At 58.6% G+C, this 17142-nt stretch carries 15 protein-coding genes and 1 tRNA gene; 10 read left to right on the top strand and 6 right to left on the bottom strand.

Features of this window, described 5'->3' with window-relative positions; genetic code table 11:
* The first annotated feature begins 34 nt into the window (after positions 1-34).
* The 3 genes from WA157_RS03740 (at position 35) to aroD (ending at position 2906) form a co-directional block, all read left to right on the top strand.
* A complete protein-coding gene (locus tag WA157_RS03740) occupies positions 35-1018 on the top strand; it encodes an alpha/beta hydrolase (protein ID WP_422619681.1) in 984 nt (327 codons plus the stop codon).
* Entirely contained in the window at positions 1011-1880 is an 870-nt protein-coding gene (locus WA157_RS03745; protein WP_422619682.1) for a YbgC/FadM family acyl-CoA thioesterase, read from the top strand. The genes WA157_RS03740 and WA157_RS03745 overlap by 8 nt, the downstream gene beginning before the upstream one ends.
* Positions 1881-2111: 231 nt before the next feature.
* A complete protein-coding gene (gene aroD, locus WA157_RS03750; RefSeq protein ID WP_422619683.1) occupies positions 2112-2906 on the top strand; it encodes a type I 3-dehydroquinate dehydratase in 795 nt (264 codons plus the stop codon).
* A gap of 32 nt (positions 2907-2938) precedes the next feature.
* On the opposite strand, the gene WA157_RS03755 is transcribed toward aroD, so the two are convergent.
* Positions 2939-3973 (bottom strand): isocitrate/isopropylmalate dehydrogenase family protein, encoded by a 1035-nt coding sequence (locus tag WA157_RS03755; protein WP_422619684.1) that lies wholly within the window; start codon positions 3971-3973, stop codon positions 2939-2941.
* 106 nt (positions 3974-4079) lie between these two features.
* On the opposite strand from WA157_RS03755, the gene WA157_RS03760 reads away from it, so the two are divergent.
* Positions 4080-4472 (top strand): glutaredoxin family protein, encoded by a 393-nt coding sequence (locus WA157_RS03760; RefSeq protein WP_422619685.1) that lies wholly within the window; start codon positions 4080-4082, stop codon positions 4470-4472.
* A 75-nt stretch (positions 4473-4547) separates the two neighbouring features.
* Here WA157_RS03760 and WA157_RS03765 read toward each other — a convergent pair.
* Positions 4548-4632: transfer RNA gene (locus tag WA157_RS03765), tRNA-Leu, on the bottom strand.
* A 40-nt stretch (positions 4633-4672) separates the two neighbouring features.
* Between WA157_RS03765 and cysM the strand changes: the two genes are divergently transcribed.
* Positions 4673-5575, top strand: coding sequence for a cysteine synthase CysM (gene cysM, locus WA157_RS03770; RefSeq protein ID WP_422619686.1), 903 nt, complete (start codon positions 4673-4675; stop codon positions 5573-5575).
* Positions 5576-5618: 43 nt separating this feature from the next.
* Complete coding sequence (locus WA157_RS03775) at positions 5619-5846, top strand: sulfurtransferase TusA family protein (protein ID WP_422619687.1); 228 nt, start codon at positions 5619-5621, stop codon at positions 5844-5846.
* Between the two features lie 35 nt (positions 5847-5881).
* On the opposite strand, the gene WA157_RS03780 is transcribed toward WA157_RS03775, so the two are convergent.
* From WA157_RS03780 to WA157_RS03795, 4 genes are all read right to left on the bottom strand, one after another.
* Positions 5882-8797 carry a valine--tRNA ligase gene (locus WA157_RS03780; protein ID WP_422619688.1) on the bottom strand — a complete coding sequence of 972 codons (2916 nt, stop codon included), beginning with the start codon at positions 8795-8797 and terminating at the stop codon, positions 5882-5884.
* 63 nt (positions 8798-8860) lie between these two features.
* Positions 8861-10801, bottom strand: a complete 1941-nt coding sequence (locus tag WA157_RS03785) for a putative bifunctional diguanylate cyclase/phosphodiesterase (protein ID WP_422619689.1) — start codon at positions 10799-10801, stop codon at positions 8861-8863.
* A 4-nt stretch (positions 10802-10805) separates the two neighbouring features.
* A complete protein-coding gene (locus tag WA157_RS03790; protein ID WP_422619690.1) occupies positions 10806-11339 on the bottom strand; it encodes a YfiR family protein in 534 nt (177 codons plus the stop codon).
* Between the two features lie 16 nt (positions 11340-11355).
* On the bottom strand, positions 11356-13368 hold the full coding sequence (locus tag WA157_RS03795) for a TonB-dependent receptor plug domain-containing protein (protein WP_422619691.1): 2013 nt from the start codon (positions 13366-13368) through the stop codon (positions 11356-11358).
* A 309-nt stretch (positions 13369-13677) separates the two neighbouring features.
* On the opposite strand from WA157_RS03795, the gene WA157_RS03800 reads away from it, so the two are divergent.
* The 4 genes from WA157_RS03800 (at position 13678) to yaaA (ending at position 17133) form a co-directional block, all read left to right on the top strand.
* Complete coding sequence (locus WA157_RS03800; RefSeq protein WP_011464660.1) at positions 13678-14100, top strand: rubrerythrin family protein; 423 nt, start codon at positions 13678-13680, stop codon at positions 14098-14100.
* Positions 14101-14194: 94 nt separating this feature from the next.
* Positions 14195-15544 carry a (Fe-S)-binding protein gene (locus WA157_RS03805; RefSeq protein ID WP_422619692.1) on the top strand — a complete coding sequence of 450 codons (1350 nt, stop codon included), beginning with the start codon at positions 14195-14197 and terminating at the stop codon, positions 15542-15544.
* 132 nt (positions 15545-15676) lie between these two features.
* Positions 15677-16267: a DUF3501 family protein gene (locus WA157_RS03810; RefSeq protein WP_422619693.1), complete on the top strand. Its 591-nt coding sequence runs from the start codon at positions 15677-15679 to the stop codon at positions 16265-16267.
* 86 nt (positions 16268-16353) lie between these two features.
* On the top strand, positions 16354-17133 hold the full coding sequence (yaaA, locus tag WA157_RS03815) for a peroxide stress protein YaaA (RefSeq protein ID WP_422619694.1): 780 nt from the start codon (positions 16354-16356) through the stop codon (positions 17131-17133).
* Positions 17134-17142 lie beyond the last annotated feature (9 nt).

Below are 17142 nucleotides of genomic sequence, written 5' to 3' on the forward strand. Positions count from 1 at the left end.
TAAAAAATGCACATCAACAAAAACCCGCGCCTCAATGAGTCACCGTCGTAACCCGCGCACCTTGCTGACGCCTGCCATGCACAGTGTGCTGGACCGCATGACGCGGGCCAACCAGATGCCTTTGCATGCGCTCACGCCCGCTCAAGCACGCATCGCCTATGAGGTTGGTGCCGGCTTTCTGGAAATCACCTCGCCGGCGTTGCAGCGGGTGGAGAATTTCAACATTCCGGCACGCGATGGCTACAGCGTGCCGGTGCGACTCTATGCCGACAGCGCTGAAAAGCTGCCGGTATTGGTCTATTTTCATGGTGGTGGTTTCACCATCGGCAGCATCGCCACGCATGACGTGCTGTGCCGCACCCTGAGCCACCTGGCGCATTGCGCGGTGCTCTCGGTGGGTTACCGGCTCGCACCCGAACATCAATTCCCGGTGGCGCATGACGATGCCTGGGATGCGGTGCAGTGGGTCGCCCGGCACGGCGCCGGCCTGGGCCTGGATGCGACTCGCCTCGCGGTCGGTGGCGACAGCGCCGGGGGCACGCTGGCCGCCGCCTGCGCTTTGCAGGCGCGGGAGGTGGGCCTGCCACTGGCGCTGCAGTTGCTGTTTTACCCCGGCTGCACCGCGCACCAGGACACGGCGTCGCACAAGACCTTTGCCCACGGTTTTATGCTCGAAGAACCTCACATCCGCTATTTTTTTGATCACTACATTCCCGTGCACACAGATCGAGATGACTGGCGCTTTGCACCCCTGAATGCACCCGATGTGGAAGGTGTCGCGCCGGCCTGGTTTGGCCTGGCCGAATGCGACCCGCTGGTGGATGAGGGCGTGGCTTACGCCGATAAATTGCGCGCCGCCGCCGTGCCGGTCGACCTGGAAATTTACCGTGGCGTGGTGCACGGCTTTGCCCTGATGGGGCGCGCTATTGCAGAGGCGCGCCGCGCCCATCTGGATGCAGCACGCGCGCTGCAACATGCTTTTCAGAGCACCACTTCAACCCATACGCACCATGACTGATACCAGCCGCCAGGAGTTCCGCTTTTTCCACCGCCTGCGTGTGCGCTGGGCTGAAGTGGACATGCAAAAAATTGTTTTCAACGCGCATTACCTGATGTACTTTGACACTGCCATCACCGACTACTGGCGGGCTCTGGCCCTGCCGTACGAGGCCACTTTTGCGGCACTGCAGGGTGACTTGTACGTCAAGAAAGCCAGCGTGGAATTTCACGCGTCGGCACGGGTCGACGATCAACTGGACGTGGCGCTCAAATGCCATCGCATCGGTACCTCGTCCATTGTTTTCACCGGCTCTATTTTTCGGGGTGAAGAACATCTGATCAGTTGCGAGCTGATTTACGTGTTTGCCGATCCCGCCACACAGACTTCCAGGCCGGTCCCGGCGTCCCTGCGTGACATCCTGCGGGGCTATGAAGCGGGTCAAACCATGATTGAGGTCGCGGCGGGCAATTGGCAGACGCTGGCTGATGGCGCGCGCGTGGTACGGCGTGAGGTGTTCGTACAAGAACAGCAGATACCGATTGAGATGGAACAGGACGATGCTGACGCGCACGCGCTGCACGTGCTCATTACCAACCGGCTGGGCCTGCCGGTGGCCACCGGGCGACTGTTGCAGCCGATACCGGGTGTTGGCCAAATTGGCCGTCTGGCCGTGAACCGCGTGCTGCGCGGCTCACATCTTGGCCGCGCGGCGCTGCAAGCCTTGATGACTGCGGCCGCCCATCGTGGCGACTTTGAGGTGATGTTGCACGCGCAAAGCAGCGCCCAGGGTTTTTATGCGGCACAAGGGTTTGTGCCGCGCGGCGGACCCTTTATGGAAGCCGGGATTAGACACATTGAGATGGTGCGTGTGCTGAGGTAATTTAAAAAAATGCTATTGTTTAGATAGCTGCTAGTGCTTTATTTGTAGGGGCTAGAGGCTGATTTCGTACAAATTTGTGCATTCTGGAATGTTTTTTCGGGCCAGCCGGGGAAGACGGCGAATTCATCACCGAGGACTGGGCCGGCGCCTGCTGAGATAGACTTCATATGACGGATAAGTTCCTGCCTGTGTTCCTGTTGCGCTGGCAGGTTTTTTATTGAGGAATTCTCTTTGCAATCATCCAAACCCATTGAATTACACGGTCAGCCCATCGCGGGCGGCAAGCTGCCGCTGATCTGCGTCCCGCTGGTCGGACACACACTGGACGAGGTGATGGTTGAGCTTGCCATTGTTCTGTCCAAGAAGCCCGACGTGCTGGAATGGCGGGTTGATTTTTTTGAGTCAATTGGTGACGCAGCTGCAGTCATTGCCGCGGCCAAAGCCATAAAGAGCAAAGCAGGTGACATTCCGTTGCTATTCACCCGCCGCTCGGTCATGGAGGGCGGTGAAAAGATCGCCTTGAACGAAGACCAAGTCATTGCCCTGTATGGGGCGGTGTGTGAGAGCAAAGCCATTGATTTGATCGACTACGAGATGGCCAATGACACGGCCAACATCGCCCACGTGCGCGCGGCGGCCAGGTCCAACGACATCAAGCTGGTGCTGTCTTTTCACAATTTTTCGAGCACGCCGGGGCTGGAAGCGCTGGCGAGCAAGTTTCTCATGGCCGACCAGCTGGGTGCCGATATTGCCAAAGTGGCTGTGATGCCGCGCGATCCTAACGATGTGCTGATACTGCTTGCTGCCACGCAGCAAGCCAGTCAGAAATTGAGCATTCCACTCATCAGCATGTCGATGGGGCCCTATGGTTCACTTACCCGTCTGTTTGGCTGGGCCTTTGGATCAGCCCTGACCTTTGCCGTGGGGGCTCGCAGTTCAGCGCCCGGCCAGGTGCCGATTGAAGACTTGAACACCGTGCTTGGCATCTTGCACAAGGCCATGGGAGACGGGCAGACCACTCCATAGTGCAGCTTGCCGGTGCTGCACTCCTCCCATGTTCAGTTGCCGCCGCCGATCCGGCTGACCAGCGCCTTCGTGAACGCGGCGGTGCTGGCCGTGCCGCCGAGGTCGCCGGTGCGCACCTTGTCGATGTTCAGGGTTTCATCGATGGCCTGGCGCAGGCGAACGGCCAGTTCGGGTAACTTGCAGTGATCGAGCATCATCGCGGCTGCCAGCATCAAGGCGATGGGATTCGCAATGCCCTTGCCCGCAATGTCCGGGGCCGAGCCATGCACCGCCTCAAAGATGGCCGCATCGGCCCCGATGTTGGCGCCCGGCGTCATGCCCAGGCCACCCACCAAGCCGGCGGCCAGGTCGGACAGGATGTCGCCGAACAGGTTGGTGGTGACCAGCATGTCGAACTGCCAGGGGTTGATCACCAGTTTCATGGCGCAGGCATCAATGATCACGGTATCGAGTTCAAAGCGGCCCTTGTACTTGCGTTCGTACAGTTCCAGACCGGTGTCCAGGAAGAGTCCGGTGAGCGCCTTCATGATGTTGGCCTTGTGCACGATCGTGACTTTCTTGCGGCCGTTTGCGACGGCATACTCAAAAGCGTATTCAAGCAGGCGGCGCCCGCCCGCCCGGGTATTGATGCCGGTGGCCATGGCCACCGCACGCGGGTCGTCGTCGATCGGAATGTAGTATTCATGACCGATGTACAGGCCTTCCAGGTTCTCGCGCACCACCACCAGATCGATGTTGTCGAAACGTCCGCCCGGGATGATGGTGCGGGCAGGGCGCAGGTTGGCGTAGAGCTGGAACTCTTCGCGCAGTCGCACGTTCGACGAGCGGTAGCCGCCGCCTGAAGGCGTTTCCAACGGGCCCTTGAGCGCAAGCCGGGTGCGACGGATGCTGTCGAGCGTGGCGGCTGGCAGGGGGTCGCCCGCGGCCTGGATGCCGCCCAGACCGGCGATCTGACGGTCCCAATCGAAGGGCGCATGCAGCGCATCAAGTGCAGCCAGGGTGGCGTCAACGATTTCGGGGCCGATGCCGTCTCCTGGGATCAAGGTAGCGGGAATAGTGTTTGACATGTTTAGGCCTCTCTAATGGTTGGTTGATCAACTCCGATTATCGCGGGCACGGTAATGACCGGGCCGCACCGGTACGTTATGCTCGTGAAAAAACTCCCTATCACCTATGAAATTTTTTATCAGAACTTTTTTTAAAACCTTGCGGCTGGTGCTTGGCCCCGTGATGCTGCTGCGCGAAAGACTCACCCGCCCTGTTGGACCGGTGCGCCCGCCCGCAGTGCAGGCACAGGTGGATCAGCAGTGTGGTGGCCTGGTGCTGTACCAATTCACGACCTGTCCCTTTTGCATCAAGGTACGCCAGGAAATGCGGCGTCTGTCCTTGGACATTGAACGGCGAGACGCACAGCATGATGTCAAGAATCGCGAGGATTTGGTGCAGCAAGGCGGGCAGGTCAAGGTGCCCTGCCTGAGAATTGATGATTCGACGGGTGAAAGCCAGTGGCTGTATGAATCCGGCGCGATCATCAGTTACCTGCGCGGTCGATTTGCCACTGCTTGAGACAACAAAAAACCCGCTATGCCTATGAAACATGCGGGTTCTGAGGGGTTTTTGATACTGTCTGATATCACCAAATGGTGCCCGGGGCCGGAATCGAACCGGCACGCCTTGCGGCGCGGGATTTTGAGTCCCGTGCGTCTACCAATTCCACCACCCGGGCGACGCTTTGTGCAGCCGCGAATTATGGCACAGTGTGGGGTATGAAATATCCAACTATTGAAGATTCCATCGGAAAAACCCCCCTGGTCAGGCTGCAACGCATCGGTGCACAAGAAAACGCTGCCCGTGGCAATGTGATTTTGGGAAAACTGGAGGGCAATAACCCCGCCGGCTCGGTCAAGGATCGACCTGCCTTGTCCATGATCCAGCGTGCGCAGGAGCGTGGCGAGATCAAGCCGGGCGACACGCTGATCGAAGCCACCTCGGGCAACACCGGCATCGCATTGGCCATGGCCGCAGCCATCAAGGGCTACCGCATGATTTTGATCATGCCTGAAGACCTGTCGATCGAGCGTGCGCAAACCATGAAAGCGTTTGGCGCCGAGTTGATCCTCACACCCAAAAGCGGCGGCATCGAGTATTCACGCGATCTGGCCGAGCAAATGCAGCGCGATGGCAAAGGCCGCGTATTGGATCAGTTTGCCAATGCCGACAATCCGCGCATCCATTTTGAAACCACTGGCCCCGAAATATGGGCTGACACCAAAGGACAAATTACCCATTTTGTAAGTGCCATGGGCACCACCGGCACCATCACGGGCGTTTCGCAATTTTTGAAAAAGAAGAACCAAGCCATCAAAATCATTGGCGTGCAGCCCAACGAGGGCTCCCGTATTCCCGGTATCCGCAAGTGGCCACAGGCGTATTTGCCCAAGATTTACGACCCGGCCAATGTGGATGAGTTGGTCTACGTGAGTCAGGAAGATGCTGAAGACATGTGCCGACGGCTGGCGCGTGAAGAAGGTATTTTTGCCGGCATTTCAGCGGCCGGTGCGTGCTGGGTGGCGCAGGAGATTGCCAAGCGTGAATCCAATGCGACCATTGTGTTCATTGTGTGCGACCGCGGCGACCGCTATCTGTCCACCGGTGTCTTCCCGGCCTGAACTTTAGAATCGCCCCAATTTCAAGAAAATTCAAGGAAATTCGATGCAAATAGACAAAGAACTCGACGCCCGAGGTCTGAACTGCCCGCTGCCCATTCTCAAAGCCAAAAAAGCATTAAGCGACATGCAAAGCGGGCAGACGCTGCGGGTGGTGGCGACCGATGCTGGCTCGGTGCGTGACTTTCAGGCCTTTGCCAAACAGACTGGCAATGAGCTGCTGGAGCAGCAGACGGTGGGCGCCGATTTTATTCACGTGTTGCGCCGGCGCTAACCTGACATCAGGCCTTTGTTGCGGCCTGTGATGCCCTAGCCCAGGCGCGCGAGTTGGTCTTTTATTTTCGCCAGGGTCGCACCAAAATCAGCCATGCGCTTGCGTTCTTGTTCGATGACGGCGGCCGGCGCGCGGGCGACAAACGCCTCATTGCTCAACTTGCCTTCGGTCTTGGAAATTTCACCTTCCAGACGCGTTGCCTCCTTACCCAGACGCGTTTTTTCGGCGGCGACGTCAATTGCCATGAACAGGCAAATGCGTGCCTCACCCACCACGGCCACGGGTGCGGCTTGAGCGGCGGCGGCCCAGGCGGCTTCGTCGTCAAACACGCGAACCTCGTTCAGCTTGGCCAGCGCCTTGAGGACCGGCGCCGATTGCGTCAAAAAGGCCGCTTCATCTGCCTGGTTGGCGATCACGAACAAGGGCAGCCGGGTGGCCGGTGACACGCTCATCTCGCCGCGCAAATTGCGGCAGGCATCGACCAACTGTTTGAGTTTGCCCACATGCGCCAGCGCCGCTTCATCAATGCGCTCGGGCTGCGCCTGAGGGTAAACCGCGATCGACACCGATTCGCCGGCCCGGCCGGCGACCGGAGCTACTTTTTGCCATAGCTCCTCGGTCACAAAAGGAATCACGGGGTGCGCCAGGCGCAGGATGGTTTCCAAAGTGCGAATCAGGGTACGGCGCGTGGCGCGCTTCTGTGCGTCATTGCCACCCTGAATCTGCACCTTGGCGATTTCCAGATACCAGTCGCAGAACTCGTTCCAGACGAAGTCGTAAATGGTGCTGGCGACGTTGTCCAGCCGGTACTCTTCAAAGCCTTTGGCGACCTCGGCTTCGGCGCGTTGCAGCAGCGAGACGATCCAGCGGTCGGCCGGGCTGAACTCCAGGTAGCCGTGCGCGGCACCGCCGACGGCGCATTCTTCCTTGGTGTGCTCGTTCAGGCCGCAATCCTGGCCTTCGCAGTTCATCAGCACAAAACGGCTGGCGTTCCAGAGTTTGTTGCAGAAGTTGCGGTAACCCTCGCAGCGTTTGGCATCGAAATTGATGCTGCGGCCCAGCGAGGCCAGTGAGGCGAAGGTGAAGCGCAGCGCATCGGCACCAAAGGCCGGGATGCCGGCCGGAAATTCTTTCTCGGTGTTTTTTCGCACTTGCGGCGCGGTTTCGGGTTTGCGCAGGCCTTCTGAGCGTTTGACCAGCAATTCGGGCAGCGCGATGCCGTCGATCAGGTCCACCGGGTCAAGCACATTGCCTTCCGACTTGCTCATCTTGTGGCCCTGCGCGTCGCGCACCAGGCCGTGGATGTAGACGTGTTTGAACGGCACTTTTCCTGTGAAGTGGGTGGTCATCATGATCATGCGGGCGACCCAGAAGAAGATGATGTCGTAGCCGGTGACCAGCACGGAGGAGGGCAGGTACAGGTCGAAGTCTTGTGTCTTTTCGGGCCAGCCCATGGTGGAGAAGGGCACCAGCGCCGAGGAATACCAGGTGTCGAGCACGTCTTCGTCGCGCGTCAAGGTCCCGGTATACCCAGCTTTTTCGGCCTTGGCCCTTGCCTCATCTTCGTTCCTTGCTACAAAAACAGAACCATCTTCAGCATACCAGGCGGGAATCTGATGACCCCACCAGAGCTGGCGGCTGATGCACCAGTCCTGGATGTTGTTCATCCACTGGTTGTAGGTATTGACCCAGTTCTCGGGCACAAACTTGACGTCGCCGGACTGCACGGCGTCGATGGCTTTTTGCGCGATGGATTTGCCAGTCGGGTCAATCGGGCTGACCTTGCTCATGGCGACAAACCATTGGTCGGTCAGCATGGGTTCGATGATCTGGCCGGTGCGGGCGCAGCGCGGCACCATCAACTTGTGTTTTTTAACCTCAATCAGCAAGCCCAAAGCTTCCAGGTCTTTGACAATTTTCTTGCGCGCCACAAAGCGATCCATGCCGACGTAGGCGGCGGGTGCCACCGCATCAATCTTGGCATCCAGTGTCAGCACACAAATCATCGGCAACTTGTGGCGCTGGCCCACCGCGTAATCGTTCTGGTCGTGTGCGGGCGTGACCTTCACCACGCCGGTGCCAAACGCCTTGTCCACGTAATCGTCTGCAATCACGGGAATGGTGCGGTCGCACAAGGGCAGGGTAACGTGTTTGCCGATCAGGTGCTGGTAGCGCTCGTCGTCAGGGTGCACCATCGCAGCCACGTCACCGAGCATGGTTTCCGGGCGGGTGGTGGCAACGACCAGGCCGGGCGCCAGTTCACCGTTGACCAATTGCGGGCCGTCAGCAAATGGATACAGGATGTGCCACAGAAAGCCGTCTTCCTCTTCGCTTTCCACCTCCAGATCGCTCACCGCGCTTTGCAGCACCGGATCCCAGTTCACCAGCCGTTTGCCACGGTAAATCAGGCCCTGCTCGTAGAGTTGGACAAAGGTTTCGGTCACGGTCTTGGACAGTTTCGGGTCCATGGTGAAGTATTCGCGGCTCCAGTCCACGCTGTCGCCCATGCGGCGCATCTGGGTGGTGATGGTGTTTCCGGATTTTTCTTTCCATTCCCAGACCTTGGAGACGAAATTCTTTCGTCCCAAGTCATGGCGGCTGACCTTCTGGTCCTGCAACTGCCGCTCCACCACGATTTGTGTGGCGATGCCGGCATGGTCAGTGCCCGGAATCCACACCGTGTTGTCGCCGCGCATGCGGTGGTAGCGCGTCAGCGAGTCCATGATGGTCTGGTTGAACGCGTGCCCCATGTGCAGCGTGCCGGTGACATTGGGCGGCGGCAGCTGGATGGCGAACGACTCGGCGCCGTCTTTGGGCACGCCCGTGCCCCGGTAGCCGGCGTGCGCGTAGTTGCGGCGCTCCCATTCCGGTCCCCAATGGGCTTCCAGGGCGGCGGGCTCAAAAGATTTGGACAGGCTGTTGAGGCCGGGTTGTTGCAGTTCGTCGTTCATGGTGTCTTTGGCTGTTTCGCTTCCCATGCCCAATGTGGGCAACTGGATGCGAAAGCGGCACCGTCATAGAGGCGCCACTGTTAAGGTAAGGCTGGGAGAGGCTGATTTTATTCGACGCTGGGGAATGTCTTTCACATAGGCCACAAGTTCGGTTGGCGGCTTGGGGCGACCCAGCAGATAGCCCTGCAGGATGTCGCAACCACAGGTGGTCAGGAACTCGGCTTGCGCCTGCGTTTCAACGCCCTCGGCCACCACCTTCAGACTCAGGGCCCGTGCCATCTGGATGACCGCCATAACGATCGCCGCATTCTCACAGTCCCCGGGGAGGTCGCGCACAAAACTCTGATCGATCTTGAGCTTACTCACCCTAAAACGCTTGAGATAGCCAAACGAAGAATAACCGGTGCCGAAATCGTCGATGGACAGTGAAAACCCAGCCGCGTGGAAAGCATCGAGCACAGCCGATCCATCTTCGTCCATCAGCGCACTTTCGGTCAACTCGAATTCAAAACGCGTGACGGTTTCACCAAAGCGCGAAATGGTTTCGCAAAAACGCTCGACCAAAGCACTGCCGTGCAGCAATTGGCGCGGCGAAACATTGACCGCAACTTTTGGCAACTCGACTCCGCTCGCGCGCAGGGTCGCCAGATCCCGACACACCTGCTTCAACACCCAGTCGCCAAGCTCGTCTATCAGGCCGGTTTGCTCGGCCACCGGTACAAACTCTGCTGGCGACATCTGTCGCCCATCCTCGCGCTGCCAGCGCACCAAGGCCTCGACCCCGACCAACTGCCTGGTTTGCGCACAGAGCTGTGGCTGATACGCCACCCACAGTCCGCGCCCATCCGCTTGCAGGGCCTGACGCAGGCCGGCTTCAAGCGCCAGGTCGCTGCGTACCCGTGCATCGATAGCCTCCGAATAAAAACGGAAACCATTCTTGCCATGGGTCTTGGCCACATACATGGCCCTGTCGGCGCGCTGCAGCAAGACCGTTGGATCGCAGTCGTCGCACGGCAGCAAGAGCACACCAATGCTGAGCCCGATATGGCTCGGGGTCGGTTCGGTCGGCAGCGGCACCGTCATGGCCTCGATCATCAGGCGTGCCACCCTCGCTGCATTGTCCGGATCCCCGATGCCGTAGAGAATGACACCAAACTCGTCTCCCCCAAGGCGGGACACCACGTCGCCTGAACGCAATACGCCAGACAGACGCTGGCCAATCAGCAATAGTGCCTTGTCGCCCACCGCATGCCCCAGGGAATCATTCACTTTTTTGAAATCATCAATATCAATGAACAACAGCGCAGCTCCCGCCGACTCGCGCGCAGCGTGCGCCACGGCCAAGCGCAACTCGCGTTCAAACAAGCGCCGATTGGGCAGGCCAGTCACGGGGTCATGGAAGGCCATCAGCTCCAGTTGCTCCTCTGCCCGCATCATGCGGCGGCGCAATCCGCTGGTGAGGCGATAAGCCAGCGTCAGGGCGACGGCCGCAATACCCAGTACCCCCAAGGCGTATTCGAGCATGCGCCAGTAGAGCGAAGAAAAACTGACATGGAGCAGCAAAGTGCCAACCTTGCCGCCCTCGATGTCAATGTCCCCGCGCAAAAATTCGCCCGACAAACTGTAAGACGTTGATGTTGGCTCGACTGACAGCTTCAGGGACGTCGTGCCGTCATCGCGGGGCAGCTTCAAGGGGAAATCCCGGTCTCCAGCCGACGCCAGGCGCGCGTCATCAGCCCGATACAAGGCTCCTCCGGTGATGCGAGGGGTTAGCCGCACCGCACCCAGTGTTTCTTGTGCCGCCTTGGGGTCGTTGAAAATCAGCGCTGCCGCGCTGTTGGCGCCAATAATCGCCGCCTCGGTATTCAACTCTTCAAGCATCTGCTGGTGACCAATGACATACTGGTGCAGCATCAGTAAAAAGAAGGCAATCAGCAAGGCCAGGCCTGTTGACAGCAGGCTCAATCGATTCGAGCGTCCGATGCGGGCTTCCTGAGTTTCCATACGTCTACTCCAGAACCTGCCGCGCCAGACGAAGCACTTTGGAACTCATCGTCAGTTTGGCCTGGCGAATTGAGCGCAGATCGATATCAAAAACGATCCGTCCATGATCAACGTCCAGGTTGAGCATCACGCCACGTTCCAGATAACCTGGTGAATCGCTTGCCAGCAGAATGCCGCTGGCTGGCAAATTGGGGACGATGCGTGGCAGACTTGCGCTGTCAAAGGGCGACAGGTAAAGGGCGTGGCATGCTTTCATCATTTCAGTATCAACGCGCACCACCTGAAGCGGCTTGCCTTTGAGCAGCTTGCCGCCCAGCTGTTCAAGCGCAGTGGCAACAGGCCCTGCATCGAGATAACACACGGTCAGCCGGTCCGTCGCTTGCCCCCCTTGGGTCGGCCAGTCCACAAATAGCAGCATGTTGGCCAGAATGGCAGCCTTCAGTTCGGGCTCGGGCGCCTGCCGCTGTGCCAGCGCAAGCGGTGCCATCACCAACAACGCCAGTGCACACAACTTTCGCCAGGAACGGCTGGCAGACATCAACATATGCAGCACTTCACAGAGGCAGTGTCCAGCGCAATCTGAGCTGCCGCCCATCCTGGGCCAGTGCGTCCTGCGTAAAAGCCGACGATGTCGGATCAAGATACTCACGATTGCCGACGTTATGGATTCCCAGAGTCAGCTCCCCCAGTCCAGCCAGACGCACGGAAGTGAGCGTCAGATTGAGCACGCCAAACCCAGGTACGCGACCCGCCAGCGAACGCCGGCCGGACATGCCCTGCCACTCTGCGGCGACGGTCCAGCCAGCCACCAGCGGCATGCCAACTACCAGCTTGCCGAGCAGATTGGGGGAATTTCCAAGCTCGCTGCCGTCAAACGCGCTCGACCATTGTCGCGACAGGCTGGCCCGCAGGCGATACCCGCCGGCCCAGCGCTTCTCGGCATCAAGCTCGATGCCACGGGTTTGCACGCGTGACTGATTGGAAAACACCAACAAGCCATCGACCGGATCAAGCACCTGGTCGATCATGTCGCGCACGTCATTGCGGTAAAAACTCACCCCGAAACGACCACCCTGACCCACGCGGAAATTCGCCGCCAGTTCAGCACTGCGGATTCGTTCGGGCAGCAGGGCCGGATTGGCTTTTTGCAGCACACCGCCATCGTCGTAAAAACGCTCGTAGGCATTGGGCGCACGGTAAGCGCTGCCGATCGTCATCTTCAGGCTTGAGCCTTCGCTCGGTTGATAGATCAGCGCGGCGCGCGGCGACATGATGGCCGCATAGTCGCTGTGTTTGTCGTAACGCACACCGAGATTCATCAGCCAGTGCCTGGACAAGCGCCATTCGTCCTGCGCGAAAAGACCATAGGTATTGGAGGGATGGTTGCTGTCAAGGTAACTGGCGGCAGGGGAAACATCAAAATTACGCTGTTCCAGCAGCGTGTTCCACTGTGTCTCAACGCCCAGCATCAGCTTGTGAGCGGGCAGCGTGGTTACGATCAGCCGGTAATCGGCGCCCGCCCAGTTGGCACGACCCGTATCGCGGTTGTCGATCTGGCCCGCATAAATGTAATCACCGTTGTAGCGATAACTGCCGTTGAAGACCCGGAACTGCTGCTGCCAGCCATTGGCTTGTGGACCGGCGTAAGCCAGCTCAATCAGTGCATGCTGGTCCACCGTGTGCGTGCCGGGTTCACCAAAGGCGGTCAAGTACGGGGCGTTGGGCAGATTCTTGTCGCGCGAACTCAGGCTGGCGCTCAGGCGCCAGTTGCCAAAGCGAAACTTGCCGTAGGCTTTCTGGTAGTCCTCGCCATCAAGGCCATGCGCCCAGCCATTGCCGCCTGTGTTGTCGAACTCGGGAAAGTAGAGATCATTGCCGCGCGCACCGGAGGCAGCAAGCGCAAAAAACCAGTCGTGTTCAGCATCGACACGCCGGCCGGCCAGCAGCCCCAGACGGCGGCTTGCTCCGCTGCCTGCATCAGCCGTCAGCCGTGTGCCATTGATGTCACCGCCATCGAACATCACGGCATTGACAATGCCGAACAGTGCATTGGCGCCATAAACCGCCGACGCCGGTCCGGACACGAACTCCAGCCGCTTGACCCAATCGATTTCGATCGGCGCTTCATTGCCAATATGCGCCTGGTCGTAAAGCGCGTCATTGCGCCGTGCACCGTCGGTCAGCAGGAGAATGCGGGAGTTGTAATCGCCGGGACGGCTGAAGCCGCGCACCCCGAGATAACTGTAGTTGCGGTCGTTGCTGACATAGAGACCCGGCACCGTGGACAGCGCCTCGGCCAGATTGCGGTAGCTGTGGCTGCGCAACTCTTGCTGGTCGATCACTGTCACCGAGGATGGCGAGTCAGCCAGCGGTTGTGCGTAACGCGATGCACTGAGCACCTCGACACGAAGCAGATCGTCAAGCGACATCTGCGCCAACTCACTTGCATCAGCCGCAGACAGGGTGGTCTGAGCCGACGCGCCGCAACACAGCGCCAACAGCGCAAGCGAGCAGTTGAAACGCAAACGAATCCAGTCTGATTGCATCCACACCTTTGCGCTGATCATTTAGAAAAGAAATTTCATTGGGCTTTTCGCCGGGGGTCAAAAGTTGGTCGCTTGTGTGGAATGGGTCAGGATTCTATGCGACAGCTGCGGCTTCGCTGGGTCAATATTCCTTCCCGATATCGGCGCGTGGTGCCGCGAATTGAGTTGCCGATGATTATCAAAAATAATGTTTTCATAGTCAAAAACAATTCGCGGCATTGAGGCAGCCAATTAGACGCCGCCCCCGATCCTGGCTAAGCTTTCATCGTCTTTGACAAACGGTTGTTCAAGGCAAGCGCTTCAAATTTTTAACTGATGAAGGAGATTTCCATGGCAGCACTCAAAGGCTCCAAGACGGAAGACAACCTGAAAGCCGCCTTCGCAGGCGAGTCCCAGGCCAACCGCCGTTATTTGTATTTTGCAAACAAGGCCGACGTTGAAGGCCAGCCCGACGTGGCTGCCTTGTTCCGCTCCACCGCCGAAGGTGAAACCGGCCATGCGCACGGTCACCTGGAGTGGCTGGAAACCTGCGGCGATCCCGCCACCGGTCTGCCGTTTGGCGGCACCCGTGACAACCTCAAGTCGGCAGTCGCGGGCGAAACCCACGAATACACCGATATGTACCCCGGCATGGCCAAGACCGCGCGCGACGAAGGTCATGACGAGGTGGCCGACTGGTTTGAGACCCTGGCCAAGGCCGAGCGTTCGCACGCCAATCGCTATGCCAAGGCATTGCTTGAACTGGTCGATTAATCCCGGTTGAATCGTTTGTGTTGGGCGTTGCTGGCAGCGCCCAATGCAGAAAATTCAATACCTGATAAACACCAACCATCCACGGTATCCCCACATGGCACGCGAAGGCAATTTATCGGCCCCCACCCGACACCCGATCGACTGGAAGGGGCGGGACTACTACAACGAAGAGGCGACTTTCCATGAGCTGGAGCGTATTTTTGATATATGCCACACCTGCCGCCGCTGCGTGAGCCTGTGCGGCGCTTTTCCCACATTGTTTGACCTGGTCGATGAGAGCCGGACGCAGGAGGTGAATGGGGTTGACAAAAGGGACTACTGGAAGGTGGTGGACCAGTGTTACTTGTGTGATATGTGTTTCATGACCAAGTGCCCATATGTGCCGCCGCATCAGTTCAACCTCGACTTTCCGCACACCATGCTGCGCGCCAAGGCGATCAAATTCAAAAAAGGTGAGGTGTCAACGGCCGAGAAGTTTTTGGCCTCCACCGATGTACACGGCCAACTGGCCGGCATCCCGGTCGTGGTGCAGGTGGCCAATGCCGTGAATCAGACCAAGCTGGCGCGCAGGGTGATGGAAAGCGTGGCAGGCGTCGATAAAAATGCCTGGCTGCCCTCGCTGGCGACCAGGAGGTTTCGCTCGGGCACGCCTGCCGCCAAAGCCACGGTGGTGAGGGACGGCGAGAAAACACCGGGCAAGGTCGCCATTTTTGCCACCTGTTTCATCAACTACAACGAGCCTGGCATTGGCCTGGATTTGCTCAAAATTTTGGATCACAACGACATTCCTTATGTGATCGTCGAGAAAGAAAAATGCTGTGGTATGCCCAAGCTGGAGTTGGGTGACCTGGATTCAGTCAACTCAGCCAAGGAGGCCAACATCCCGGTGCTGGCCCGTTACGCCAAGGATGGCTATGCCATTTTGGCGGCAGTGCCCAGTTGCGCCCTGATGTTCAAGCAGGAAATTCCCTTGATGTACCCGGATGAGCCGGACGTGCAACTGGTCAAGGATGCGATGTGGGACCCGTTTGAATACCTGATGCAGCGCAAGCGCGATGGCCTGCTCAAAGCTGATTTTCCGGTGCCACTGGGCAATGTGAGTTACCAGATTCCGTGTCATGGGCGGGTGCAGAACATCGGCAAGAAGACCGAAGAAATGCTCAAGATGATTCCGGGCACCACGGTCAACACCTTTGAGCGTTGCTCCGGTCATGCCGGCACTTTTGGTGTCAAGAAGGCGCACCACGAGCAGGCCATGAAGATCGGCAAACCGCTGTTCAAAGGCATGGCAGCCATGAAGGATGGCAGCAAGCCGGACTTCATCAGCTCCGATTGCCCCCTGGGCGGCCACCATATTGCGCAGGGTTTTGAGGTCAACCAGCTTGGCACGCCCGAGTTGCTGCACCCCTTGAGCCTGGTGGCCAAGGCCTATGGATTGAAGTGAAACTCAACCTGAGTTGCTCGCAGATCGGGCATGGGGTGTGAACAGCCCAAAAAGCACGCCGAAGCGTGCAATCATTTGGTCTATTCACACCCCATGCCCTCAAGCCCTGACTGTTGATATTTTGGAGCATTCATGCAAATGACCGGAACCATCACCCCCGAAAATCTCATGTCGCTGGAGGCCTACAGCAAGTGGCGCAAGGCCAACAAACCGGTCGTCATGGCGCACCGCAAACTGCGCAGCGTGCGCCTGGGCGAGTTCATCAACCTGCAGTTCGAGAGCGAAATGACCATTCGCTATCAGATCCAGGAGATGCTGCGCATCGAGAAAGTGTTTGAAGAAGACGGCATCCGGCAAGAGATTGACGCCTACGCGCCGCTGGTGCCCACCGGCAGCAACTGGAAAGCCACGGTGATGCTGGAGTACCCCGATGTGAACGAGCGCAAACGCGAGTTGGCGCGCTTGATCGGGGTTGAAGACCGTTTGTTTGTGGAAGTCGAGGGCCAGGCACGCGTTTATGCCATTGCCGACGAGGACATGGAGCGCGAAAACGACGAAAAAACATCGGCCGTGCATTTTGTGCGCTTTGAGTTGACGCCGGCCATGTGCGCTGCCGTCAAGGCCGGCGCCAGCGTCAAGCTTGGCTGCGACCACACCCATTACCCGGCGCATGTCACGATGGCACCCGAAACGCTGGCCTCGCTGGCCGGTGACCTGACGTAGCCGATCGGCCCACTGTCACGATAATCAAGGCTTCGTCATGAAGCCTTTTCTTTTCTTAACGCGCCCTTGAAGCGAGTTTGTCCGCCATGCTTTTTTTGCTGTCCCCCGCCAAATCCCTTGATTTTGAAAAACCTGCCGCTCCCGTGCCGCACACGCAGCCGCTGTTCATCCCCCAAGCGGCCGAATTGATCGATATCCTGAAGAAGAAATCACCGCGACAGATCGCCTCCCTGATGAGTCTGAGCGACGCTCTGGCCGGCCTGAACGTGGCGCGCTACCAAGCCTGGGTGCCCAAATTTACCGCCAAGAACGCCAAACAAGCGGTGCTGGCCTTTAATGGTGATGTTTATGAAGGCCTTGATGCCAAGAGTCTGCCCGTTGACGATTTGAAGTGGTTGCAAGACCACGTTTGTATCCTGAGTGGCTTGTACGGCGTGCTGCGCCCGCTCGACTACATGCAGCCCTATCGGCTGGAAATGAGCACAAAATTGGTCAACCCGCAGGGCAAAGACCTGTACCAGTTCTGGGGCGCACAAATCTCCGATTACCTCAACACCCGCTTGCACAAGAATGCCGCCCCGGTGGTGGTGAACCTGGCGTCGCAAGAGTATTTCAGGGCGGTGGACTGCAAGGCGCTGCAGGCCCGGGTGCTTGAATGCGTCTTCCAGGAGTGCCGGGGCGGCCAGTACAAAGTCATCAGCTTTTACGCCAAACGGGCGCGTGGTCTGATGGCGCGTTTCGCCGCCGAGCACCGGCTGAGCAAGCCCAAACAGCTTGAAGGCTTTGATGCTGAGGGCTACGCGTTTGACGCAGCGGCCTCCGAGCCGGACCGACTGGTTTTCCGGCGTCAGCAGCCTTTGTCATGAATTTATAAC

Origin of the sequence: Rhodoferax ferrireducens (assembly GCF_049302455.1) — a bacterium.
In the GTDB taxonomy this organism is placed as follows: Bacteria; Pseudomonadota; Gammaproteobacteria; order Burkholderiales; family Burkholderiaceae_C; genus Rhodoferax; species Rhodoferax ferrireducens_B.